Source organism: Pseudoduganella sp. jia 12 (genome assembly GCF_055502675.1).
Genome location: NZ_JBUXKP010000002.1, coordinates 607407 through 631997, shown reverse-complemented (window position 1 = coordinate 631997; position 24591 = coordinate 607407). Strand labels below are relative to the sequence as shown.

16 protein-coding genes are annotated in these 24591 nt (G+C 65.9%); 3 read left to right on the top strand and 13 right to left on the bottom strand.

Translation table 11 applies throughout. The features are described from left to right. Window positions 1-197 precede the first annotated feature (197 nt). Both ACY65G_RS05615 and ACY65G_RS05610 read left to right on the top strand, forming a co-directional pair. Entirely contained in the window at window positions 198-1256 is a 1059-nt protein-coding gene (locus ACY65G_RS05615; RefSeq protein ID WP_464996372.1) for a glycosyltransferase family 2 protein, read from the top strand. A gap of 150 nt (window positions 1257-1406) precedes the next feature. After that, the gene (locus ACY65G_RS05610) at window positions 1407-3392 is read left to right on the top strand and encodes a GtrA family protein (RefSeq protein WP_464996371.1); all 1986 of its coding nucleotides are present in this window, start codon (window positions 1407-1409) and stop codon (window positions 3390-3392) included. Window positions 3393-3419: 27 nt separating this feature from the next. On the opposite strand, the gene ACY65G_RS05605 is transcribed toward ACY65G_RS05610, so the two are convergent. Further along, window positions 3420-3611, bottom strand: a complete 192-nt coding sequence (locus ACY65G_RS05605) for a hypothetical protein (RefSeq protein ID WP_464996370.1) — start codon at window positions 3609-3611, stop codon at window positions 3420-3422. Window positions 3612-3884: 273 nt separating this feature from the next. On the opposite strand from ACY65G_RS05605, the gene ACY65G_RS05600 reads away from it, so the two are divergent. Then, window positions 3885-6029, top strand: a complete 2145-nt coding sequence (locus tag ACY65G_RS05600; RefSeq protein ID WP_464996369.1) for a PQQ-dependent sugar dehydrogenase — start codon at window positions 3885-3887, stop codon at window positions 6027-6029. Between the two features lie 47 nt (window positions 6030-6076). Here ACY65G_RS05600 and ACY65G_RS05595 read toward each other — a convergent pair whose 3' ends face one another. The 12 genes from ACY65G_RS05595 to ACY65G_RS05540 form a co-directional block, all read right to left on the bottom strand. Further along, window positions 6077-6487, bottom strand: coding sequence for a RidA family protein (locus tag ACY65G_RS05595; RefSeq protein WP_464996368.1), 411 nt, complete (start codon window positions 6485-6487; stop codon window positions 6077-6079). A gap of 2 nt (window positions 6488-6489) precedes the next feature. After that, a complete protein-coding gene (locus tag ACY65G_RS05590) occupies window positions 6490-7662 on the bottom strand; it encodes an acyl-CoA dehydrogenase family protein (RefSeq protein ID WP_464996367.1) in 1173 nt (390 codons plus the stop codon). A gap of 1 nt (window position 7663) precedes the next feature. After that, the gene (locus tag ACY65G_RS05585) at window positions 7664-8518 is read right to left on the bottom strand and encodes an enoyl-CoA hydratase family protein (protein ID WP_464996366.1); all 855 of its coding nucleotides are present in this window, start codon (window positions 8516-8518) and stop codon (window positions 7664-7666) included. Window positions 8519-8604: 86 nt separating this feature from the next. Continuing rightward, the gene (locus ACY65G_RS05580; RefSeq protein WP_464996365.1) at window positions 8605-10947 is read right to left on the bottom strand and encodes a bifunctional salicylyl-CoA 5-hydroxylase/oxidoreductase; all 2343 of its coding nucleotides are present in this window, start codon (window positions 10945-10947) and stop codon (window positions 8605-8607) included. Then, window positions 10944-12608, bottom strand: coding sequence for an AMP-binding protein (locus ACY65G_RS05575; protein ID WP_464996364.1), 1665 nt, complete (start codon window positions 12606-12608; stop codon window positions 10944-10946). The genes ACY65G_RS05580 and ACY65G_RS05575 overlap by 4 nt, the downstream gene beginning before the upstream one ends. A 55-nt stretch (window positions 12609-12663) precedes the next feature. Continuing rightward, window positions 12664-13341, bottom strand: coding sequence for a response regulator (locus tag ACY65G_RS05570; protein ID WP_464996363.1), 678 nt, complete (start codon window positions 13339-13341; stop codon window positions 12664-12666). 75 nt (window positions 13342-13416) lie between these two features. Then, window positions 13417-17652 (bottom strand): two-component regulator propeller domain-containing protein, encoded by a 4236-nt coding sequence (locus ACY65G_RS05565; RefSeq protein ID WP_464996362.1) that lies wholly within the window; start codon window positions 17650-17652, stop codon window positions 13417-13419. Window positions 17653-17660: 8 nt separating this feature from the next. Beyond that, window positions 17661-18830: a patatin-like phospholipase family protein gene (locus ACY65G_RS05560; protein ID WP_464996361.1), complete on the bottom strand. Its 1170-nt coding sequence runs from the start codon at window positions 18828-18830 to the stop codon at window positions 17661-17663. Between the two features lie 51 nt (window positions 18831-18881). Continuing rightward, window positions 18882-20699, bottom strand: a complete 1818-nt coding sequence (ggt, locus tag ACY65G_RS05555; RefSeq protein WP_464996360.1) for a gamma-glutamyltransferase — start codon at window positions 20697-20699, stop codon at window positions 18882-18884. Between the two features lie 170 nt (window positions 20700-20869). Beyond that, on the bottom strand, window positions 20870-21628 hold the full coding sequence (locus ACY65G_RS05550; RefSeq protein WP_464996359.1) for a 3-hydroxyacyl-CoA dehydrogenase: 759 nt from the start codon (window positions 21626-21628) through the stop codon (window positions 20870-20872). 55 nt (window positions 21629-21683) lie between these two features. After that, the gene (locus tag ACY65G_RS05545; protein WP_464996358.1) at window positions 21684-22247 is read right to left on the bottom strand and encodes a hypothetical protein; all 564 of its coding nucleotides are present in this window, start codon (window positions 22245-22247) and stop codon (window positions 21684-21686) included. 98 nt (window positions 22248-22345) lie between these two features. Further along, a complete protein-coding gene (locus tag ACY65G_RS05540; RefSeq protein ID WP_464996357.1) occupies window positions 22346-24499 on the bottom strand; it encodes a sodium-translocating pyrophosphatase in 2154 nt (717 codons plus the stop codon). Between the last annotated feature and the right edge of the window lie 92 nt (window positions 24500-24591).

Genomic DNA, 24591 nt, shown 5'->3' with positions numbered 1-24591 from the left:
TAAAGGAACGGGTGAAGCCGTGATGAGCATTGCAACCGAAACTGCAGTATGCAACAGCTTTTTCGAGCTTTTTGAGCATGATTTGGTTTCCTATTAGCGAACACTTCAATAGCTGTCCGCTTCACGTCACCCCGCGAGTTCACATGTTCGTATTCAACGAACGCCATGCTCGCTTAAAATAAGTCTAAGGTAAATCAATGCAAGATCTGGATGTCAGCGAAAATTTTGTCCGTACGAGGGATTCATTGCATACGCTGCAGATCGTTGTACCTTGCTATAACGAAGAGGCTGTGCTGGCTGAATCATGCCGCCAGTTTGAGAACCTGCTGGTACGGCTTATCGAAGCTGGGAAAATAGCTCCTGCGAGCCAGATCGTGTTTGTCGACGACGGAAGCAGGGACAAAACATGGCTTCTGATAGAAGAAGAGGCGGCAAAAAGAACGCATGTGGCAGGAATCAAGCTTTCCCGGAATCGCGGGCACCAGAATGCAGTGCTTGCCGGGCTGATGTGGACCACTGCGGACATGGTCATTACGATCGATGCCGACCTGCAGGACGACATCAACGTTATCGAGACAATGATCGATAAATACCTTCAAGGTAATGAAGTCGTCTATGGCGTTCGCAACGATCGATCCAGTGATTCGGTATTCAAGCGAAACAGTGCGGAATATTTCTACAAACTGTTAGCCTGGTTTGGCGTTGATCTCATCCACAATCATGCCGACTTCAGGTTGATGAGCCGCAAGGTGCTTGACGCATTGCGGGAGTACACCGAGGTCAATCTTTATCTGCGCGGCATCATTCCCCTGATTGGATTCAAGGCAGCGACCGTCGAGTATGTCAGGAAAGAACGATTTGCCGGCGAGACAAAATACCCTCTGAAAAAAATGCTCAAGCTGGCGGGCGAAGCGATTACATCGTTTTCAACGGTTCCTCTCCAGATGATTACCATGCTGGGATTCGTCGTGTTCGGATGCTCCTTGCTCGTCGGGGCATGGGTAATCTGGATAGCTCTTTTCACCAAGAATGCAGTTCCGGGCTGGGCATCGACAGTATTCCCGCTGACGCTTCTTGGCGGGATTCAGCTATTGTGCCTGGGTGTGATCGGTGAATATCTTGGAAAGATCTACGGCGAGACAAAATCACGTCCACGCTATTTTATCGAGAGCACGGTAACCTCTGCCCTCCACGCAAGCCGTGTGCCAACATCGGGATCGTCGAAGACGTTCCAGAGCGAGATCACTGGCGCTTGATGAAAGTGAAGGCTCGCACAGGTCGACGACATCTATCCGGATTTCCGCCTTATTAATCAGGATGAACGGCATGTCGCTCGCTGTTGTAGCGGAAACCGCTACCGCCTGGGAATACCGAAATCCATGTCAATAGATCAGTTTTCAAAACCGATGAACATCGCCGCCCCTTCCCTCAGCAAGCTGTTTACATTCACGCTTGGCAAATTCCTTACCGTCGGGATGCTCAATACAGCTATTACGATGGCTGTTATTTTCGCGACAAAGGCTTGGTTGGGCCTCAGCGATGTGGCGGCTAATGCATGCGGTTATGCCATCGGAATGCTCTGCAGTTTTTTGCTGAACAAATTCTGGACGTTTTCTCATAAAGGGAACACGCTTCAGACAGCGTTGCGCTTCGTCCTCGTATGTGGTTTTGCGTACCTGGTGAATCTTCTCGTACTGAAAATGTTCCTCAGCCTTGGGCTGAACCCCTATCTTTGCCATATGCTGGCAATGCCTTTCTATACCTTCATGTTTTACATGGGATCGAAGGCGGTTGTCTTCGTGAAGTACAACAGCAGCGATGCCTCCCCCCATGGCTCCGAAGCCAATTTATCCTCGGGTTCGGGCCGCGGTCTGGATGTTTCCAGCAATGTCGGTGAGGGCTTCAATAGCCAGTATTTCTTGCTCTTCCTGTCTGCGCTCATCGTTTCCGCAATCGTCTTTTTTTATCGCCTGACCGATGCGCCGCTCGAAGTCTGGGACGAAGCCAGGCTTGCAAACAATGCGCTGGAAATGTCGAAAAATGGCCTGTCGCTCATTACCACCTATGAATGGCTACCGGATCACTGGAACACGAAGCCACCACTCTTGATCTGGCTAATGGCCATTTGCATGCAGGTGTTTGGCATCAATGAATTCAGCGTTCGCCTGCCTTCCGTGCTTGCATCGATAGGCACCGTCATGCTCGTATTCTGGTTTATCGCCAGCCATCTCCGTCGTCCGGTGCTGGCATTCCTGGCGGTGATCATCATCCTTGCATCGCCTGGTTATGTTCTCGTTCATGGTGCACGTAGCGGCAACTATGATGCGCTGCTGACGCTATTTACCACTGCCTACGTTCTTGCCGCATTTCTCTTCTTGGAAGGAAATGACCGAAGCAGGAGAATGTATCTGATGCTGACGACAGTCGCCATCGTTCTTTCCTTTTATACCAAGACCATCCAGGGCCTGATATTCCTGCCCGCATTATTCATCTTCGCACTGTTCGGGAAGAAAGCGGGCACGCTCCTGCGTGATCCATATTTTTATATTGCATGCGTCCTGGCGGTTGCTTCGTGTGTTATTTATTATTGGTACAGGAACGAGATTGATCCGGGTTATTTTGCTGCCGTCCAGGAAAATGATCTGGGGGGCCGATATTCCAACGCGCTGGAAGGGCACCATGGCGGCCCGCTGTGGTACTTGATGCGGGTAAAATATTTTCCGTGGCTCATACCGAGCTTTATTCTCGCTGGATACATGTTGTTCAAGGGTTCGACTGCGCTGAAGCGGCTGGTTGCCTTCCTGACGACCTGCTCGCTGTTCTATCTTTGCGTAATTTCGTCTGCAGGTACGAAGCTCGCATGGTATGCAATGCCACTGGTTCCACTTTATGCGATCATCTGCGCGCTCGGAGCAGGCGAACTCATCAAAGCACTTGGCGAGAGGGCCCCGCGCGGCAGCCGGGTTTCGATGGTGATGCTCGGTGTCGCCGCCGCGATCTCGGTGATCGGTTTGAATGCCGTGTTAACGAATAAATCGATCGCAAAAAAGGAAGCGAGATCGTATGACCAGCATAGCCTTGCATTGCGTTCTCTGCACGGCACCGGCGAGCAGATCAAATCACTCGTCGTATTGCATCCGGGATATCCAGTCGCTCCAGGTTTCCCGTTCTATGTCGCGCCAACGCTCTTCTATGCGAATGCGCTGACGATTGCGGGTATTCCGACCACCATTGTCAAGAACATTGCTGACGTGAAGGACGATGCAACCTTACTCGTCTGCAACGACAAGGCGGCGATCGATGCACTGACCCTCAAGACGACGTTGACCAGCGGAAAAAACTGCGCACTGTATGCGCCAGCCAGCCAGTCCCGCTTCATCTCGAGAAACTAAAGCAATCGCTGCCGGGCTATTGCCGTTTCAGGATCGCGCCATTCGCAAGACTGGCGCAATCACGCTGCTTTCTGCCGGGCTGGCAAACATCGCCTTGCCTGGAATCTGTATCAGGGTGCACTGCCCCTGTGCAGCCGCCCCGGACATCAGGGGCTCATAAGGCTCGGGCCCGATCCCGGTTACCTCGATCTCGACTTCGCGCAGTTCCATCAGTGCCATGACCATCACCGCGTCCATGGCCGGAGAATGGCTGCCGATAATTCGTGGCAAGCCCAGCCCTGAACACGGAAATGCACGCAAGGCAATTCCCAGCTCGCGACAAGCACGTGCCAGCCGGCAGCCATACCGGACGCCGCTAACGTGAAGTACATAGTACTGTCTGCATAGACTGTTGATTTCACAGAATTGCCTTCTGGCTCCCTTGCCACCGTCTCGATTCCAGTTCCTGTGCTAACGTTGCCAGACGTCGATCCGCACTCAGGAGAGAATGATATGAGGCACGTCTTGCACGGCTCGAACCAGCTCTCGGCGCGGCTTGCGTCGATCAGTTCGAAACAGCTCGAACGGCGTCCTGCGCGTTTTTATGCCAGCAGCCTTGCGGTGCTGCTCGCAGCTGTCTCCGTCGGGGTATCCGGATCAGCGCCAGCGTATGCGGCCGACCCTTCAACGCTCATCAGCGTCGATTCAGAACGTTGCCTGGACATTGCGAGAGGCAGCCAGGAGCCCCGTACCCCCGCGATCATCTTCGATTGCCACGGCGGCCCCAATCAGCAATGGGAATTTACTGCCGAGGGAGAATTGAGAACTTTCGCCGGCGCCCGCTGCCTTGATATCCGCGGCGGAAGCATGCAGCCGCGAGCGATTGTCCAGTCATATCAATGCCATGGTGGTGCCAATCAAAAATGGACGCTGCGATCAGACAAGACGATCATCAATCCGGCTTCCGGGCTATGCCTGACCGTGAAAGGTGCAGGAACCGCCAATCTTACTTACATCGATACCTGGCATTGCGAGGGCACTCCCCACCAGCAATGGTACACAGATGAAACCACGCCTCCACCGCCCGACGTGCAGGCTCCGACACCGCCGAGCGGCCTGACGATCGACGCCCTGACCTGCCGGTCGGCTACCCTCGCATGGGAAGCATCAACCGACAATGTCGGCGTTGCCTTCTACGATATCTATCGAGACGGGCAAGCCCTTGGTACGGTCAATTCCAGCACGCTCACCACCCAGCTCGTATTAGTGCCAGGCGCGAATTGGGGCGTGTATGTCAATGCCCGCGACGCAGCCGGCAACGTGTCGCAGGCCAGCACATCGCTGCCTGTCAAGGTGCCGCAATGCCAGGCGGACACCCAGCCACCATCCGTTCCAACGGGATTGCGGGGCGAAGTCGCCGGTACCACGGCCACGCTGAACTGGACCGCCTCGACCGACAATGTCGCCGTGGCCGCCTACGACATCTACCGCAACAACATCGCGGTCGGCACGTCCAGCACGCTCGGGTACACCGACACCGGGTTGGCTGCCAACACGACATATCAGTACACGCTTACCGCGCGGGATGCGCAGGGCAACGTTTCGGCGCGCAGCGCGGCTTTGTCCCTGACCTCGGGCAATGCCTGCACCGACGTGATCTGCTCGACGGTGAAGGTGGCGGATGACACGGATATTCCATGGGGCCTGGCCGCCCTGCCCGACGGCACGGTGTTCTACACCCGTCGCGACGCACACGACATCATCGCGTTGAACCCGGCGACCGGTGTCAAGAGAAGCCTGGGAACCGTTCCGAACGTCCAGGGTACCGATGGCGAAGGCGGCCTGCTCGGGCTGGCCATACCGCCCGGATTCCCGGACAGGGACCCCTGGTTGTACATCTATCACACCAGCCCGACCGACAACCGTATTGTGCGCGTGAGGTATCGAAACGGCGCGCTGGACACGGCATCGCTCGAGGTTTTATTGAAAGGGATCGGCCGCAACAAGTTCCATAACGGCGGGCGCCTCCGGTTCGGCCCGGATGGCAAATTGTATGCCACTACCGGCGACGCCCAGAATGGCGCTTATGCGCAAGACACGCGGCACCTCTCGGGAAAAGTCCTGCGGCTCAACACCAACGGAACGCCCCCACCCGATAACCCGTTCGGAAATTATGTCTGGAGCTATGGACACCGAAACCCGCAAGGGTTGGCATTCGATTCGCAAGGCCGTTTGTGGTTGCAGGAATTTGGCGACACGCAGGATGAAACCAACCTGATCGTCAAGGGCGGCAACTACGGCTGGCCAAAGTGCGAAGGCGTCATCTCCCGCTCGGGAACCGGCTGCGGAACGACAGGCTATATTTCGCCCAAATATACGTATCGCAATACCGAAGGATCATGCAGCGGCATTGCCATCGTGCGCAATTCCCTGTACATCGCGTGCCTGGCGGGCAAGCGCTTGTACCGCAGCGATATCAGCGGCGAGAACTTGGTCAATGTCCGGCAATTCTTTGTCGGTACCTATGACCGGCTGCGCACGGTGGAGCCAACAAATGACGGCAATTTGTGGATGGCGAACAGCGATGCGGCGGGCGACAAGGACAGTATTCCCAACAATACGGAAACACAGATCTACAAGGTGACCTTGAAACCCTGACCAGCCCGACAGTACTACCGCGCGGCGATCGCGATGCAGAAGAGCATCTACGGCATCTTGCTATCGCTCGCGACGAGGACTGCGGTGGCCTCGATCTCCACTTTGGCACGCGCTTCCATCAGCGCCGCCACCGCCACGGCCGACATGGCGGGATAGTGGCCTCCGATCACCTCGCGGTAGGCAACACCGATGGCGCGCTGCGCGGCCAGGTACTCATCCCGGTCGACCACATACCACGTCATGCGCACAATGTGCTCTGGCCGTGCTCCCGCCTCGGCCAGCACCTGCACGATATTGGCCAGCGCCTGGCGGGTCTGCGCCACGAAATCGTCGCTCTCGAATTCGCCCTCGGCATTCCAGCCCACCATGCCGCTGACGAACACCATCCGCCCGCTGGCGGCGATACCGTTCGAGTAGCCCTTGGGCCGGGGCCAGCCCGGCGGTTGCAGGATTTCCATCGTCACGCCTTGCCCGGTACCGCGCGCAGCAATTCGCGCGCGATGATCAGTTGCTGCACCTCGGTCGCCCCTTCGTAGATGCGCAATGCGCGGATCTCCCGGTACAGCCGCTCCACCGTCTCGCCGCTCACGACGCCCTGGCCGCCGAACATCTGCACGGCGGCATCGATGACCTGTTGCGCCGTTTCGGTCGCCGTCATCTTGGCCATCGCCGCCTCCTTTGTCACCTTCGCGCCCGTATCGCGCAGCCACGCGGCGCGGTAGGTCAGCAATGCCGCGGCATCGGCGCCGGTGGCCATCTGCGCCAGCTTCGCCTGCGTCAGCTGGAAGTCGGCGAGCACCTGGCCGAACATCGTGCGCGACGTGGCGCGCGCCAGCGCCTCGTCGAGCGCGCGCCGCGCGAAACCCAGCGCGGCGGCGGCGACCGACGTGCGGAACACGTCCAGCGCGGCCATCGCCACCTTGAAGCCCTGCCCCGCCGCGCCGACCAGGCAATCCGCCGGAATCCGGCAGCCGTCGAACCGCAGCCGGGCCAGCGGGTGCGGCGCGATCACGTCGATGCGCTCGGCGACCGACAGCCCGGCGCGCGCGGCATCGACGATGAACGCGCTGATGCCGCGCGCGCCGGGCGCCTCGCCGGTACGGGCGAACACGGTATAGAAATCGGCGATGCCGCCGTTCGAGATCCACGTCTTCTCGCCATCGAGCACGTAATGGTCGCCGTCGCGCACCGCCGCGCAGGCCATGGCGGCCACGTCGGACCCGGCCTGCGGCTCGGACAGCGCGAACGCCGCGATCGCCTCGCCCCGCGCCACCCGCGGCAGATAAGCCTGCTTCTGCGCGGCGTTGCCGAACAGGCTGATGGCACCGGAGCCGAGCCCCTGCATCGCGAACGCGAAGTCGGCCAGGCCATCGTGGCGCGCCAGCGTTTCACGGATCAGGCACAGCGCGCGCGTGTCGAGCGCGTCGGCGTTGCCGCCATACTGCACGCCGCCCACCGCATGTCGCAGCCAGCCCGCCTCGCCCAGTTGCCGCACCAGTGCGCGGCAGGCGGCGTCCACGTCCGCACCGTGGCCTTCGCCCAGGTGCGTGCTCGCCCATGCATCCAGTTCGCCCTCCAGTGAGCGGTGCCGCGCTTCCAGGAACGGCCAGTCGAGATATGCCTTGTCCGCCACGTCAATCTCCTTCGAAGGCCGGCTTCTGTTTTGCCACGAACGCGTGGTAGGCCCGATGGAAGTCGTTGGTGGCCATGCAGATGGCCTGCGCCTGCGCTTCCGCCTCGATCGCCTCGTCGACACCCATGTTCCATTCCTGCTGCAGCATTTTCTTCGTCATGCCATGGGCGAACGTGGGGCCATGCGCCAGGCTGCGCGCCAGCGCCTGCGCGGCCGGCAGCAATGCATCGGGCTCATGCAGCGTATTGAAGAAGCCCCACCGCTCGCCTTCCGCGCCGGACATCGACCGCCCCGTGAACAGCAGCTCGGCCGCACGCCCCTGGCCGATCACGCGCGGCAGCAGCGCGCATGCCCCCATGTCGCAGCCCGCCAGCCCAACGCGCGTGAACAGGAACGCCGTCTTGCTGCGCTGCGTGCCATGGCGGACATCGGACGCCAGCGCCAGCATCGCACCGGCGCCGGCGCAGATGCCGTCGACCGCCGCGATGACCGGCTGCGGGCACGCGCGCATGGCCTTCACCACATCGCCCGTCATGCGCGTGAAGGCCAGCAGGCCCGGCATGTCGAGCTGCGTCAGCGGGCCGATGATCTCGTGCACGTCGCCGCCCGAGCAAAAGTCGTCGCCGGCGCCGGCGATCACCACGGCCTTCACGTCGTCGGCATGGGCCAGCGCGCGGAACAGGTCGCGCAGTTCGGCATACGAATCGAACGTGAGCGGATTCTTGCGTTCCGGCCGGTTCAGCGTGACCGTGGCCACGCCCTCTTCCACCGCGAAGAGGAAGTGCCGTGCCGCATAGCCGGCCAGTATTTCGCGGTGACCGGGCAGCGCATGCGGCTGCCCCTGCAGGTATTTCATGTGTGCTCCCCGCGGGCGGCATGGCCCGCGCTGTCAGGTTCGTCGGTTTGGTTTCAGCCCGGTTTCAACTCGGTTTCAACTTGGTTTCAACCCCGTGCCAGGTTGCGTTCGAGTTGCGCCTTGCCGGCCAGATACTGCTTCGGCCACGGCTGCGCGCGATAGCCGATGCGCGCCGCTTCCGCCAGCGTCCATGCCGGGTTGGCCAGGTGCGGCCGGCCCACCGCGCACAGGTCGGCGCGCCCGGCGGCGATGATGCCGTTGGCATGATCGGCCTCGGCGATCGCCCCCACCGCGATCGTCGCGATACCGGCCTCGTTGCGCACGCGGTCGGCGAACGGCGCCTGGTACATGCGGCCGAACACGGGCCGCTCCGCCTTGCTGACCTGGCCGGAGGAGCAGTCGATCATGTCCGCGCCGGCCGCCTTGAACAGCCGGCCGATCTGCACCGCGTCATCCGGCGTGATGCCGCCCGCCACCCAGTCATGCGCGGAAATACGCACGCTCATCGGCTTGTGCGCCGGCCACGCGGCCCGCATGGCAGCGAACACGCGCAACGGAAAGCGGCAGCGGTTCTCCAGGCTGCCGCCATGCGCGTCGGTGCGCCGGTTCGTCAGCGGCGAGATGAACGACGACAGCAGGTAGCCGTGCGCGCAATGCAGTTCGAGCCAGTCGAAACCCGCCTCGCCGGCCGCGTGCGTGGCGCGCACGAAGTCGGCTTCGATACGGTCCATGTCGGCCGGCGTGGCTTCGCGTGCCACCTGCGACACGCCCGGCAGGTATTGCTGCGGCGACGCCGACACCAGCGGCCAGTTGCCCTGTTCCAGCGGCTGGTCGATGCCGTCCCACATCGGGCGCGTGGAACCCTTGGCGCCCGCGTGGCCGAGCTGGATGCCGATCTTCGCATCGCTTGTCGCATGCACGGCATCGACGATGCGGCGCCATGCCAGCGTATGTTCCGGCGCGTACAGGCCGGGGCATGCCGGCGTGATCCGCGCATCGGCGGACACGCAGGTCATCTCCGCCATTACCAGCGCTGCCCCGCCCACGGCGCGGGCGCCCAGGTGCAGCAGGTGCCAGTCGCCGACCGTGCCGTCGACGGCGCTGTACTGCGCCATCGGCGACACCACGATGCGGTTCTTCAGCACCAGGTCGCGCACGCGGAGCGGCGTGAACATCGGCGGGATCGCGCAATCGCCAGGCGGCACCAGGCCGGCCTGCCCGAACGCGCGCCGTGCGAACCAGCGCTCATAGTCCGCCACGTAACCATGGTCGCGCAGCCGCAGGCTTTCATGCGACAGCCGCTGGCTGCGCGCCAGCATCGAATAGGCGAACTGCGGCGCGTCCAGCGCGGCATAGCGCGCCACGTTCTCGAACCATTCCATCGAATTGCGGGCCGCGCTCTGCAGTTTCGATACCTCGACCGAACGCTCCGCTTCGTAAGCATCCAGCGCGGCCTGCAGCTTGTCATGCTTGCCGATATTGCGCGCCAGCGCGATCGCATCCTCCAGCGCCAGCCGCGTGCCCGAACCGATGGAAAAGTGGGCCGAATGCGCGGCGTCGCCCACCAGTACAACCGGCACGGACGGAGACCGGGCGTCATCCCAGTGCACCCACCGCTCGCACGCGACGCGGGGAAAGCGCTGCCAGAGGGCCGACCCGCGCAAATGCGCCGCGTTCGACATCAGCGGATGCCCTTGCAGGCGATCCGCGAACAGCCGCTCGCAGAACGCGATCGACTCCCGCTGCGTCATGGTTTCCAGGCCGGCGGCGCGCCACACGGTTTCCGGCGCCTCTACGATGAATGTCGACGTCTCGGCGTCGAACTGGTAGATGTGCGCCTGGAACCAGCCGTGTGCCGTCTCGCGGAAGTCGAACGTGAACGCATCGAACCGTTGCGTGGTGCCCAGCCATACGTAACGACACTGCCGCGGTCCCGCCTGCATGCCGGCCTGCGAGCCGGCCCGTGGCGCGAAGGTGTCCGCATGGCGCGCGCGCACGCGGCTGCCCACGCCATCGGCGGCGATCACCAGGCCGGCACCATGGCGCACCGCCAGCTCCCGCTCGTCCGTGACCTCCGCATCGAACACCAGCGTCACGCCCAGCGCCGCGCAGCGCCGCTGCAGGATGTCCAGCAGCCGCTTGCGGCCGATGCCGGCGAACCCATGGCCGCCGGAACGCACCCGCGTGCCCTTGAAGTACACGTCGATGTCGTCCCAGTGGTTGAAGGATGCGACGATCTCCCGCGCGCTCGGCTCGTCCGCCGCCAGCAGGTTGTCCAGCGCCTGGTCGGAGAACACGACACCCCAGCCGAACGTGTCGTGCGGCCGGTTGCGCTCGACGACGACGACATGGCGGGCCGGATCGGCCTTCTTCAGCAGCAGCGCGCTGTACAGGCCGGCCGGGCCGCCGCCGATGCACAGCACGTTCATGGCTGGCGCAGCCGGAAGCGCTGCAGCTTGCCAGTCTCGGTGCGCGGCAGCGAGGTGGCGAACACCACCCGGCGCGGGTACTTGTAAGGCGCGATCTCGTCCTTGGCGAATGCCTGCAGCTCGGCCGCCAGCCCCGGCGTGGCGTCGTATCCCGGCCGCAGCACCACGTGCGCCTCGACGAGCTGCCCGCGCTCCGGATCGGGGCAGCCGACGACGCCGCATTCGGCCACGGCCGGGTGGCGCAGCAGCGCATCTTCCACTTCCGGGCCGGCGATGTTGTAACCGCTCGAGACGATCATGTCGTCGGTGCGCGCGCGGTAGTAGAAATAGCCGTCGGCATCCGTCTCGTAGGCGTCGCCCGTGAGGTTCCAGCCATTGCACACGTAGTCGTGTTGCCGCGCATCGTCGAGGTAGCGGCAGCCGGTCGGGCCCTTGACGGCCAGCCGGCCCACCACGCCCGGCCCTACCGGCCTGCCCTGCGCATCGAGCACGCAGGCGCGGTAACCCGGCACCGGCCTGCCCGTGGCACCCGGCCGCACGTCGGCCCCCGCGGCGGCGATAAAGATGTGCAGCATCTCCGTCGAGCCGATGCCGTCGATCATGGCAAGCCCCGTCGCCCGCTGCCAGGCCTCGCGGGTGGCGACCGGCAGGGTTTCGCCCGCCGACACGGTTTCGCGCAGGCTCGACAGATCATGGTCCGGTGCCAGCGCGGCCATCTGCCGGTACGCGGTGGGTGCCGTGAAGCACACGGTGGCGCGATGCCGGGCGATCGCCGCGAGCAGCGTTTCGGGTGAGAGCTTTTCCAGCAATACCGAGCAGGCGCCCACGCGCAGCGGGAACAGCAGCAGACCGCCCAGGCCGAACGTGAACGCGAGTGGCGGCGTGCCGATGAACACGTCCGACGGTTGGGTGCGCAGCGTGTGGCGCGGGAAGCAGTCGCAGATCGCCAGCACGTCGCGGTGGAAGTGCATCGTTCCTTTCGGCACGCCGGTGGTACCGGATGTGAAGCTGATCAGGCAGACGTCGTCCGCCGCGGTGTCGCATGCCGGGAACGCCGCCGGCTGCCGCGCCATCAGCGCTTCCAGGCTGTCCCCCTCGTCGGTGCCGAAACCATCGGTGCCAAAATACAGCGTCGCCGGCAGCCCGGGCACCGCATCGAGGTCGGCGCGCAGCGCGCCGGCGCACAGCACCGCGTCCACCTGCGCCTTGGCGGCGATCGCCGCCAGCTCGCGCGTGCGCAGCAATGGCATCGTCGGCACGGCGACCAGGCCGGCCTTCAGCACGGCAAGGATGGCGGCGGCCATCAGCGGTGTATTGGTGCCCCGCAGCAGCACGCGGTTGCCCGGCACCAGCCCGAGCGGGCCGCACAGCACGTGGGCGATACGGTCGACGCGTTCCTGCAGCTGGGCGTAAGTCCAGCATTCATCCGCGCCGCACAGCGCGGTACGTGCCCCGGCACCGGCCGCCACGTGGCGGTCCAGCAGCTCGGCTACGCAGTTGATGCGGGGCGGGTAATGCAGTTCGGGCAGTTCGAACAGCAGGTCGGGCCAGAGCCCGGGGGGAGGCAGGTGGGCCCGCGCGAACGGATCGGCGTGCGCGCTGGCGGCGCCTTGCGTGGAGGGATCCATGTTCACCATGTGGTGGATGGTCGGACTGGCCATTGGCTGCAAGCTTGAACGATCCGGGGGACAAGCGGCGAACAGGCCCGCGCTGCCTTCAAGCGCTCAGCCGCCGTGCCTGGCGGCGCACCGCGTCGCGCACCGTGGCAAGCAACGGCACCAGCGCGGCCGTGGTGGCGGGCAGCGCGGCCAGCGTGCCGGCGGCCCCGAACAGGCCAAGCGTGGTACAGCCGCCACGCAGGCGCTCCAGCCGCGTTGCGGCCTCGTCACGCTCGCCACGCAGGAGCAGTGCTTCCAGCTCGGCCTCGGCAGCCAGCAACTGCGCCTCGAGTCCGGCCAGGTAGGCGCCCAGGCGCGCGGCATCGATGCCCAGCCGCGCCAGCGTGACGGCGGGCTCCTCGGCTTGCAGCGGCGTCGCCAGCGCATCGAGCTGGGCGCGTACCTGCGCCGGCTCGAAGGGCTTGACGATGTAGCCGGTGGCACCGGCCAGGGTGGCACGTTCCACCGTCTCGCGGTCGTTGGCGGAGGAAACCAGCACGAACGGCATCGTGGCCAGCCCGGCCTCGCCGCGCACCTTCTGCAGCAGCTCCATGCCCGACAGGCGCGGCATGCGCAGGTCGCAGAAGCACGCGGCTGGCCGCAAGCCGGCAGCGAGCTGCTCCCAGGCATCGGCGCCATCCTCGGCCTCGACGATCTCGTAGTGGCCGCTGCTGTCGATCAGGTGCATCAGCATCATTCGCGACACGACGTCGTCGTCGACTACCAGAACTTTCATCTTTTCTATCCTCCGCCCGCCCCGCGCCGGCGCGTCGCGATTATAACCACTGCCGGCGTGCGCGGGAATCGCCGTTCAGCCGGGCGTCAGCATCCGCCCCAGCAGCGCATGCAGGCGCGGCAGCTTGAGCCGGATCGCCGGCCACAGCGCACGGTCGGCGGCGCGCTCGAGTTCGGCGCACAGCGCCTGCAGCTCCACCTCCTGCAGGTACGCGGCACTGCCCTTCAGGCCGTGGAACAGCCGGCCGGCCGCATCGGCATCGGCGGCGGCCAGCGCCGCGTCCAGCTCATCCAGCTTGCCGGGCAGGTCGGCCAGGAAGGCGTCGCGCAGCCGCAGGCGCAGCACGCCGGCCGCGTCCGCGGACGACGGGCCGGCCAGCGGCTGGCCGGCATCGATGCCGAACATCGCGTCCAGCTCCGCCACGCTGGGCCGGTTGGCGCCCGTGCGCGCCGACACCAGGTCCGGCAGCGGGTCGAGCACCACCCCGCGCGCCAGCTGGCGCTCGATGGCGCGTGCCAGCTGCAGGTGCAGCGCGCCTTCGTCGATCGGCTTGGTGAGGAAGTCATCCATGCCGGCGGCCAGGTAGCGGCTGCGGTCCTCCTCGCTGGCGTTGGCCGTCAGCGCCACGATCATCAGGTCGCGGTCGCACACGGGCGCGCCCTGCGGCCCGCCGGCGCGGATCGCCCGCGTGGCCGTCGGCCCGTCCAGCTCGGGCATGCGGCCGTCCATCAGGATCAGGTCGTAACGCGTCTGCGCGCAGGCCGCCACCGCCAGCGCGCCGTTGCCGACGATGTCCACGCCATGCCCCATGTCTTCCAGCATCATGCGGATGATGATCTGGTTGGTCGGGAAGTCTTCCGCGCAGAGCACCTTCAGGCGGTGCGTGTGCGGCGCGCGCGCCACCTGCGGCACCAGGGGCGGCGCCACGCCGTCGCACAGCGGCAGCGTGACGGAAAACACGCTGCCGCTGCCGGGCGTGCTGTGCGCGCCGATCTCGCCGCCCATCAGGTCCACCAGCTGGCGGCAGATGGCCAGCCCGAGCCCGGTGCCGCCGTAGCGCCGCGTCGTGGTGGCGTCGGCCTGCTCGAACTTCTCGAACAGGCGCGGCAGCTCGGCGGGCGGGATGCCGATGCCGGTATCCTCGACCGTGAAGCGGATCAGCGTGCAACCCGCTGCCTTGCTGCCTGCAGCATTGCCGCCCGCAGTATCGCCGGCGCGCGCCACGCGCAGCGTGACATGGCCACGCTGCGTGAACTTGAACGCATTGCCGACCAGGTTGACGAGCACCTGCCGCAGCCGGGTCGGATCGCCGACGACGAAGTGCGGCAGGTCGCGCCCGTAGTCGATGCGAAATTCCACGCCCTGCGCCGCCGACTGTTCCTCGAACAGGCTGGCCACGTTTTCCACCGTGGCCGCCAGCGCGAAGTCGATCTTCTCGAGCGTCAGCTTGCCGGCCTCGATCTTGGAAAAGTCGAGCAGGTCGTTGATGATCGACAGCAGCGATTGCGCATTGGCCTGGCCGCGTTCGATCTGCTCGCGGGTGACCGGCTGCAGCGAGCGGTCGCGCAGCGCGAAGCCCAGCATGCCGATCACGCCGGCCAGCGGCGTGCGCATTTCATGGCTCATGTTGGCCAGGAATTCCGATTTCTGCCGCGTCGCGTCCTCGGCGCGCTGTACCGCTTGGCGGAGCCGTTCGTCGCGCTGCTCGAGCTCGTGCTTCTGCTCGATCAGCAGGCGGTTCTTCATTTCCACCTCGGCCGTGCGCAGGCTCACCTGCTGCTCCAGCCGCAGGCGCTGGCCCTGCAGCACGCGCATGCGCGCGTGGTACAGCCCGAAGCCACCGCCCAGCAGCACCAGCAGCGCCAGCGTGCGGAACCACCATGTCTTCCATACCGGGGGCAGGATCGTGATCGCCAGTTCGGTCGGCTCGCCCCACACGCCGTCCTTGTTGGCCGCCTTGACGCGGAACACATAGCTGCCCGGGTCGAGGTTCGTGTAGGTGGCGAAGCGCTTGCCGGCATCGGTGCTCACCCAGTCGCGGTCGAAGCCTTCGAGCTGGTAGGCGAAGCGGTTGTTCTGCGGCCAGGCGTAGTGCAGCGCCGCGAATTCGAGCGAAAACACGGAGTCCTCGTGGCCCAGCGTCAGCGCCCGGGTGGCCTCGATCGCGCGCCGCAGGGTCACGGCGCCATCCGGCCGCGCGGCCCCGGGGCGTACCGTGCGGTTGAAGATCTGGAAGTCGGTGATCGCCACCCGCGGGGCCATGCCGTTCGGGCGCACGGCCGCCGGGTCGAATGCGGTAATCCCGTTGAAGCCGCCGAAATACAGCGTGCCGTCCGGCGCGGCAAACGCGGAACCGTCGAAGTACGCGCCTTCGATCGTGCCGTCGGCACCCGAATAGTTGCGCACCCGGCCGGTGGCCGGATCGAGGCTGGACAGGCCGCTGTTGGTCGACAGCCATAGCTTGCCCTGGCGGTCCGGCAGCATCGCCGCGATGGCGTCGTCGGCCAGGCCATCGCGCCGCGTGTAGCGCTGGAACGAAATGCCCCTGGCATCGCGCCGCATGCGGTTCAGGCCCGACGCGGTGCCGACCCACAGCGTGCCCTGGGCATCCTCGTGCAGGTAATGCACCTCGTTGTGCGACAGGCTGGCGGGATCGTGCGGGTCGTGCTGGAAGTGCCGGAACCGCCCGCTGCGGCGGTCCAGCAAGCCAAGGCCGTTGAAGGTGCCCACCCACAGGTTGCCGCGGCTGTCTTCCAGCACGGGGCGCACGATGTCGTCGGCCAGGCTCGCGGGATCGGCGGGATCGTGGCGGAACGCGCGCATGGTGCCGCCGGCCGGGTCGATCCGGTACAGGCCCGCCTTGCTGGACACCCAGACCATGCCGGCGCGGTCGCCATAGATGTAGCGCACGGTGTCCAGTTCCGGATTGCCGCGCGAGAGCAGCAGCGGGCCGAAACGTTTTTCGTGCGGATCGAACGTGCGCACGCCGGCCCGGCTGCCGACCCACAGCGTGCCGCCGGGCGTGCGCCACAGCCCGGTCACGTTCGCGTCGCTGCTGCCGTTGCCCACGTCCGGCAGGCGGTACAGCCGCGCCGTGCCGCTGGCCGGGTCATACAGGCTGAGGCCATGGTCGTTGCCCACCCACAGCTTGCCGCCGTCGCCGTCGACGATGGCGCGGATCCGGTTGTCGCTCAACGTGCCGGGCTGGTCGGGGTTCTTCACCAGCCGGGCGAAGCCGCCGCTGGACAGGTCGACCCGGCTCACGCCGTTGAACCACGTGCCCACCCAGAACGTGCCCACGCGGTCGCGGAACAGCGCCGACACATAGTCGTCCGCCAGGCTGTGCGGGTCGCCCAGTTCATGGCGATAGCCGGTAAAGCGCTTCGCGTCCGGCTGCCACAGGTACAGCCCGTCGTTGCGCATGCCGACCCAGACGGTGCCATCGGGATCCTGGTAGAGGTTCATCACGGTGCCCGCCGGCAGCCCCGCGCTGTCGGGCAGCCGTTCGCGCCGCAGCGCGGCCGGCTGACCCGTCAGCCGCCAGTGATCCAGGCCGGCATGCGTGCCGACCCACAGCGTGCCGTCGCGGTCGGCCAGCAACGACTGCACGGCCACCGCGCCGCCCCCGCCCGGCCCGTTCACGATGAAATGCGCCATGCCGGTGGCGCCCGGCGCCAGCAGGTCGACGCCGGCCGGCGTGCCGATCCACAGGCGGCCGGCGGCATCGCGCGCCAGCGCATTGATCTGGTCGTGCGCCAGGCTGCGCGGATCGTCCGGCACATGGTGGCGGATCGTGAAACGCCCCGTCGCCGGGTCGAGGTGCTGCAAGCCGTCGGCGGTGCCGATCCACAGGCCGCCCGCGCCGTCGTCGACGATGGCGCGCACGTGCCGGTTGCCGTTGCCGCGCTGCTCCGGCTCCACCGGCCGGAAATGCGTGAAGCGCTGCGTCAGCGGGTCGAACAGGTCCAGGCCATTGTCGGTGCCGACCCACAGGCGGCCGGCCTGGTCGACGTGCAGCACGCGCACCCAGTTCTGCGACAGGCTGTGCGGGTCGGTCGGCCCATGCTGGTAGATCACGGTGCGGTAACCGTCGTAGCGTGCCAGGCCGCCCTGCGTGCCGAACCAGATGAAGCCCTGGCGGTCCTGGGCGATCGCCAGCACCGATTCCTGCGGCAGGCCATCCTGCACGCTCAACTGTTCGAAGCGCAGCGTGCGGGGCGGCGCGGCGGCCGCCAGTTCGCACAGGAACAGGAGGCAGGATAAAAGGCAAGGCAGGAGGAACAACGGCAGGTGGCGCATGCTTCGTTTCATCGCCTGCCTCAGGTGCCGAAGAATGCCAGCACGTCGGCGCGGCGGGCATGGGTATCGCGCTGGCCCAGGCGGATCAGCTCATTGGTATAGCTGGACTCGAACAGCAGGTAGGATGCCAGCGCCGCACCGCGCGCCTCGGTCGCGCCGATCCCGGCCAGCATGGCGCGGATCGGTGCCGGCAGGCTGCCCACGTGGCGTGCCGCGATGTCGTCGAGCCGCTCGGAGGGCGCGATCACGAGCAGCTCGACAGGTCGCAGCGGGGTCTTGTCCAGCAGGTCGGCGGGCAGCATCGACAAGGTGTTGTTGATGCGGTTCAGCCGTTCGATATCCATCGCCAGGCCATCGAGGAAGATCGACGACAGCGCATGGCCGGCGATCTGCGCCAGGCTGGGATAGCGCGCGTTGGCCACGCCGTTGCGCGTCTTTTCGGTCAGGCGCCCGGCACCGACCACCAGCACCTTCGCCGCGCCCAGGTGGATGGCCGGCGAGATCGGCGCCAGCTGGCGCATCGAGCCGTCGCCGCAATACTCCCGCTGGCCATCCACGTACAGCGGCGTGGCCGGGAAGATGAACGGGATCGCCGACGACGCCAGCAGGTGCTCGACGCCGATCTGGTCCTGCAGCGCCACCCGCTGCATGCGCATCCACGGCGCGATCTCGACAGCGGTCTGGTAGAACGTGATGTGCTGGCCGCCGGTGTACGACGACGCCGTGACGGCCACCGCGTGCAGCAGCCCTTCCTGCAGCACGCCATCGAGGCGCGGCAGGTCCAGCATGCGGTGCAGCAGGCTGACGAGCGGTGTGTTGTCCAGCAGCGAAGCCGGCGGCGCCGCGCGCCATTTGCGCAACAGCCAGCCGAACGACAGCAATGACAGCCAGCGTGCGCCGGAGCGCAGCACGCCCAGGGAATCGGCGCGGTACACCTGCTCGACGGTGATGTGCGACCACACATCCATCAGCTTGGCCACGCTTTCGCCGAAATTGTCGGCCCGGCAGGCCAGCGCCGTGGCATTGATGGCGCCGGCCGAGGTGCCGCAGATGATCTGGAACGGACTGCGCGCCGGCGCCCAGCCTTCATCCCACAAGATCTCCGCGATCGCCTGCAGTACCCCGACCTGGTAGGCGCCCCGCGCGCCGCCGCCGGTCAGGATCAGGCCGGTCTTTTTTTTCATTCCCATTTACTAAGGGTAACACGGCGGAAGGCGCCTTTGAACGGGCTGCAACGCGATTCAGTCGCCGCGCACGATCCCCTCGCGCCGCGGATCGGCGCCGCCGAACCACAGTTCCCGGCCATCACGCCGAACCCGTCCGATGCCCTGCAATCCCGAGTTCTGCTCGAACTCGCGCACGTCATGGCCCCTGGCCTTCAGCCGGGCGATCACGTCGGCGCCCACGCGGCCCGCTTCCAGCTCGGTCGGCCCGTTGCGGCTGCCGAAGTTGGGCAGGCTGATCGCCTGTTGCACGTCGAGGTTCCAGTCCAGCGTGCCGACCAGCACCTTCATCACGTAGTTGATGATCGACGAACCGCCCGGCGATCCCGTCGCCAGCACCAGCTTGCCGGGTTCACCGTCCGGCTTGCGCTCGAATACCAGCGTGGGCGACATGGCGCTGCGCGGCCGCTTGCCCGGCTGCACGCGGTTGGCGATCGGACCGTTTTCATCGGCCGCGTCGAACGAGAAATCGGTCAACTGGTTGTTCAGCATGAAGCCATCGACCATCTGGCGCGAGCCGAACGCGTCCTCCACGGACGTCGTCATCGACAAGCCGTTGCCATACTTGTCCACCGCCACCAGGTGCGACGTGGACGGGCGGTCCAGCGCCGTGTCCGTGCCCCAGGCCACCTGCATCCCCTGCGGCGTGCCGGCCTGCGCGCTGCCCATCGACTGCGCGCCGATCAGCGCCGCGCGCTGCGCCAGGTAACCCTTGTCGAGCATGGAGGCGATACCCTTGCCGGGCAATGGAACGAAATCGGTGTCGGCCACGTAGCGGTTGCGGTCCGCGTAGGCCAGCCGGCCCGCTTCGGAAAACAGGTGGATCGCTTCGGCATCGAGGCCGCCGGCCAGCGGCGGGTGCGCGGCGATCGCGGTGTTCTCGAGGATGCCCAGCATCTGCGCGATGGCGATGCCGCCGGACGATGGCGGCGGCGCCCCGCACACCTTCCACTTGCGGTAGTCGGTGCACACCGGATCGCGCTCCTTCGGCCGGTAGTCGGCAATGTCGCGTGCCGTCAGCAGGCCCGGATTGGTCGGATGGTTCGCCACCTTCGCGGCGATGTCGCGGGCGATGCGGCCCGTGTAGAAGGCATCGGCGCCGCCGCGCGCGATCTCGCGCAGCGCGCTGGCCAGCTCGGGGTTCTTCAGCAGGTAGCCCACCGGGCGCGGTTCGCCCTCCCTGTCATAGAAGTAGGCCGCGGCGACGGGATCGCGCGGCAGCCGCTTGCGGTCGTATCGCAGCAGCGCATTCAGCCGCGGGCTCACCGCGAAGCCCCTGTCGGCCAGCTCGATGGCCGGTTCGAACAGCTTCGCCCACGGCAGCTTGCCGTGCTTCGCATGGACCATCGCCAGCATCCGCACCACGCCCGGCGCGCCGGTGGAGCGGCCGCCGACGATGCCTTCCTCGCGCGACACCGGCTTGCCGTCCTTGTCGAGGAACAGCCGCTCGGTGGCGGCCCGCGGCGCCGTTTCACGGCCGTCGTAGGCATGTACTTTCTTGCCGTCGTACAGCATCAGGAACGCGCCGCCACCGATGCCGGACGATTGCGGTTCCACCAGGGTCAGCACCATCTGCGTGGCGATCGCCGCGTCGATCGCGCTGCCGCCCGCCTTCAGCATCCGGTACCCGGCCTCGGTCGCCAGCGGATTTGCCGCCGCCACCATGTAGTGCTGCGCCACGGCGCCCTGCTTCTCGGCATAGCCGGTGGCGATTTCGGGAGCGCGCTGCAAGGCGGCCGGTTCTTTCACCGCCTCCTGCGCCAGCGCCGTGGTCGCAGCGCACAGCATCAGCGCGGCAAGTGACATCCTCGGTGGCCATGAATAAAGTCGGGTCATCTGTTCTCCCTGAAATGCAAAACGCGCGACCGTGCGCGCGTTCTTGATGAATGGTAGTGAAGCCGCCAGTACGGGCCTCAGGGCAAGGCGCATCGTCGAAGACAGTAGTCAAGTACGGCGAGACGAATGCAACGCAACCATGGGGCTTGTGCTGGTGGCTGAATGCTACCTTATTTGGGCTGCATCCGTATCGCGCCATCGAGGCGGATCGTCTCGCCGTTCAGCATCACGTTCTCGATGATCGCCTTGGCCAGGTGCGCATACTCGGCCGGCTTGCCCAGCCGCGGCGGGAACGGCACCATCTTGCCGAGCGCCTGCTGCACCTCGTCGGGCATCCCCAGCAGCATCGGCGTCTCGAAGATGCCCGGCGCGATCGTCATCACGCGGATCCCGTTCCTGGAGAGGTCGCGCGCCATCGGCAGCGTCATGCCGGCCACGCCCGCTTTCGAGGCGGCATACGCGGCCTGGCCCATCTGCCCGTCGAACGCGGCCACGGAGGCCGTGTTGACGATCACGCCCCGCTCGCCATGCTCGAGCGGCTCCAGCCGGCCCATCGCATCGGCGGCCAGCCGGCACATGTTGAACGTGCCGATGAGGTTGATGCCGATCGTGCGCGTGAACGCATCCAGCGGGTGCGGACCTTCCTTGCCGACCGTTTTCGCAGCCGGCGCCACGCCCGCGCAATTGACGATGCCGCGCAGCGGGCCCAGTTCTCCTGCGGCGGCCACGACGGCGAGCCCATCGGCCTCCTGCGTGACGTCGCAGCGCACGAACTTGCCACCCAGCTCTGCGGCGAGCGCCTCGCCCGCCGCCGCCTGCAAGTCGGCCAGCACGACCTTGCCGCCCGCCGCCGCCAGCGTGCGCGCCGTGGCCGCGCCCAGCCCGGAAGCGCCCCCGGTGATGATGAATACGTTGTCCTGAATCTGCATGCCGTCTCCTTGTTTTACGTTTACGTAAGCGTCAATTGACGGCATTGTAGCGGACTCACATGCAGCGGACAAAGCCTCCCGTGGTCGTGCAATGCCGCCCCGTCGGCGATCGGGTCACCCCGGTGCCGCCGCCCTGGAACGTGTTGCCGGCGGCGTCGCGGCAGGTGCCGCCCACGCAGGTGGTGGGCGACGGCCGTGTCGGCGTGGGCGTGGCGTACGTGCCCGGCGCCGGACTTGTGTACGGAGAACGGGGAGAAGGATTGACGGCCGGCGGCACCGGCGCAACGGGCGCCGCCGGATACGGCGCACGCGGCTCGAGCGTGGCCGATGGCAGCACGGGCCGGGTGTCGGGTGGTACTGCGGGCGTCACTGCGGGCGTGGTGTCGGGAATGCCGATGTGCGTGTCGCGGTAGTCCTGCTGCGGTACAGGCCGGCGCGGCATGGGGCGCTGCGCGGGTGCCGTGCGGCACGGTTCGATCTCCAGGCTGCGGCCATCCGCGCCGAGGCGGCAGACAGGCAGCTTCGCGTACGCTTCACGGCCGGATGCGGCGTCCGGCTGCGCCAGCGCAAGCGCCGGCAGCAGCAGGGCAAGGAGAACGGTGGCACGGGATGGCGACATGATGAAATCCGGGCGGGCGGGCGGCGCATTCATGATACGCCGCCCTGCCCGGGTGCCGCCGCACGGCACGGCTGGCGCGGGCCGATGCCGGCGCCGGCTCAGCGTTCCGCGGCCGGTGCCGCCGGCAATGCCTGGGGCACCCCGTTCGCTACCTGGTGCGATACCTTGGCCCGGGCCTGCACCGGCCTGTCCGTCACGGCCAGCCAGCCCGTCGCCGGCAGCAGCGGCACCAGCAGCAGCGCCACGATGTTGATGATCTTGATGAGCGGGTTGACGGCCGGGCCGGCCGTGTCCTTGTACGGGTCGCCCACGGTGTCGCCGGTCACGGCCGCCTTGTGCGCCTCGGAACCCTTGCCGCCATGGTTGCCATCCTCGATATACTTCTTGGCGTTGTCCCACGCGCCACCGCCGGTCGTCATCGAGATCGCCACGAACAGGCCGGTGATGATGGTTCCCATCAGCATGCCGCCCAGGGCCGCAGGCCCCAGCAGCATGCCCACGAGGATCGGCACGATCACCGGCAGCAGCGATGGCACGATCATCTCGCGGATCGCCGATGCCGTCAGCATGTCCACCGCCTTGTCGTACTCGGGTTTGCCGGTACCATCCATGATGCCCTTGATCTCGCGGAACTGGCGCCGCACCTCGATCACCACCGCGCCCGCCGAGCGCCCCACCGCTTCCATCGCCATCGCGCCGAACAGGTAGGGAATCAGGCCGCCGATGAACAGCCCCACGATCACCATCGGGTTCGACAGGTCGAACGCGATATCGATGCCGCGCGATTCGAGCGCATGCGTGTAGTCGGCGAACAGCACCAGCGCGGCCAGGCCCGCCGAACCGATCGCATAGCCTTTCGTGACGGCCTTGGTCGTGTTACCGACCGCATCGAGCGGATCGGTGATCGCGCGCACCGATTCCGGCATGCCGGCCATCTCGGCGATGCCGCCGGCGTTGTCCGTGACCGGCCCGTAGGCATCGAGCGCCACGATGATGCCGGCCATCGACAGCATCGACGTGGCCGCGATCGCGATGCCGTACAGGCCCGCCAGCTCGAACGACACGAGGATCGCCACGCACACGGCCAGCACAGGGTACGCGGTCGATTTCATCGACACGCCCAGGCCGGCGATGATGTTGGTGCCGTGGCCGGTCGTCGACGCTTCGGCGATGTGGCGCACCGGCTTGAAGTCGGTACCCGTATAGAATTCGGTGATGTACACCATCAGCCCCGTCAGCACGATGCCGACCACGGTCGCGCCCATCATCTGCCAGCGCATGTCGTAGCTGTCCCACACCAGCCAGGTCACGACGGCAAAGCCCACCAGCGACAGGATCGCCGACCACCACAGCCCGGTGTACAGCGCCGACATGATCTTCTTGCCCGGCTTCGCCTTGACGAACAGGCAGCCGACGATGGATGCCAGGATCGACACGCCGCCCAGCAGCAGCGGATACAGGATCGCCTCGCGGGGTGCATCCGCGATCATCAGCGCGCCCAGCAGCATCGTCGCGATCAGCGTCACCACATAGGTTTCGAACAAATCCGCCGCCATGCCGGCGCAGTCGCCCACGTTGTCGCCCACGTTATCGGCGATCACGGCCGGATTGCGCGGATCATCCTCGGGAATGCCGGCTTCCACCTTGCCGACCAGGTCCGCTCCCACGTCGGCGCCCTTCGTGAAGATGCCGCCGCCGAGCCGGGCGAAGATCGAGATCAGCGAAGCGCCGAACGCCAGCCCGATCAGCGGCTTGATCACGTCGTGGTGATTCAGGTTCGGCGCCGGATACGCCGTGCTGGCGAAGGCGGTCAGCATCCAGTAGAACAGCGCCACGCCCAGCAGGCCCAGGCCGACGACCAGCAGCCCGGTGATCGCGCCGCTCTTGAAGGCCACGTCCAGCGCCTTGTCCAGGCTCACCGATGCGGCCTGCGCCGTGCGCACGTTGGCGCGCACGGACACATTCATGCCGATGAAGCCGCAGGCGCCGGACAGGACCGCGCCGATCAGGAAGCCCAGCGCCGTCTGCACGCCGAGCAGCAGGAAGATGGCGACGAGGAGGATGACGCCGACGATGGCGATGGTGCGGTACTGCCGCGCGAGATAGGCACTGGCGCCCTGCTGGATCGCCGTGGCGATTTCCTGCATGCGGGCATTGCCGGCATCCTGTGCCAGGATCCAGCTGCGCGACCACAACCCGTAAATCACCGCGATGACGCCGCACGCCACCGCAAACCACAGACCTGCTGCCATAAGTTCCCCCTTTGTGAACCAACGTTATCGAATTGGAGCAAATCGGACTTCATCACGCCGCATTGGCGGCAAGCGAAACGAAGGTAACGAAA

Coding starts and splice junctions, on each gene's coding strand:
- ACY65G_RS05615 (WP_464996372.1), top strand. CDS start 198: ATGCAAGATCTGGATGTCAGCGAAAATTTTGTCCGTACGAGGGATTCA.
- ACY65G_RS05610 (WP_464996371.1), top strand. CDS start 1,407: ATGAACATCGCCGCCCCTTCCCTCAGCAAGCTGTTTACATTCACGCTT.
- ACY65G_RS05605 (WP_464996370.1), bottom strand. CDS start 3,611: ATGGCACTGATGGAACTGCGCGAAGTCGAGATCGAGGTAACCGGGATC.
- ACY65G_RS05600 (WP_464996369.1), top strand. CDS start 3,885: ATGAGGCACGTCTTGCACGGCTCGAACCAGCTCTCGGCGCGGCTTGCG.
- ACY65G_RS05595 (WP_464996368.1), bottom strand. CDS start 6,487: ATGGAAATCCTGCAACCGCCGGGCTGGCCCCGGCCCAAGGGCTACTCG.
- ACY65G_RS05585 (WP_464996366.1), bottom strand. CDS start 8,518: ATGAAATACCTGCAGGGGCAGCCGCATGCGCTGCCCGGTCACCGCGAA.
- ACY65G_RS05580 (WP_464996365.1), bottom strand. CDS start 10,947: ATGAACGTGCTGTGCATCGGCGGCGGCCCGGCCGGCCTGTACAGCGCG.
- ACY65G_RS05575 (WP_464996364.1), bottom strand. CDS start 12,608: ATGGCCAGTCCGACCATCCACCACATGGTGAACATGGATCCCTCCACG.
- ACY65G_RS05570 (WP_464996363.1), bottom strand. CDS start 13,341: ATGAAAGTTCTGGTAGTCGACGACGACGTCGTGTCGCGAATGATGCTG.
- ACY65G_RS05565 (WP_464996362.1), bottom strand. CDS start 17,652: ATGAAACGAAGCATGCGCCACCTGCCGTTGTTCCTCCTGCCTTGCCTT.
- ACY65G_RS05560 (WP_464996361.1), bottom strand. CDS start 18,830: ATGGGAATGAAAAAAAAGACCGGCCTGATCCTGACCGGCGGCGGCGCG.
- ggt (WP_464996360.1), bottom strand. CDS start 20,699: ATGACCCGACTTTATTCATGGCCACCGAGGATGTCACTTGCCGCGCTG.
- ACY65G_RS05550 (WP_464996359.1), bottom strand. CDS start 21,628: ATGCAGATTCAGGACAACGTATTCATCATCACCGGGGGCGCTTCCGGG.
- ACY65G_RS05545 (WP_464996358.1), bottom strand. CDS start 22,247: ATGTCGCCATCCCGTGCCACCGTTCTCCTTGCCCTGCTGCTGCCGGCG.
- ACY65G_RS05540 (WP_464996357.1), bottom strand. CDS start 24,499: ATGGCAGCAGGTCTGTGGTTTGCGGTGGCGTGCGGCGTCATCGCGGTG.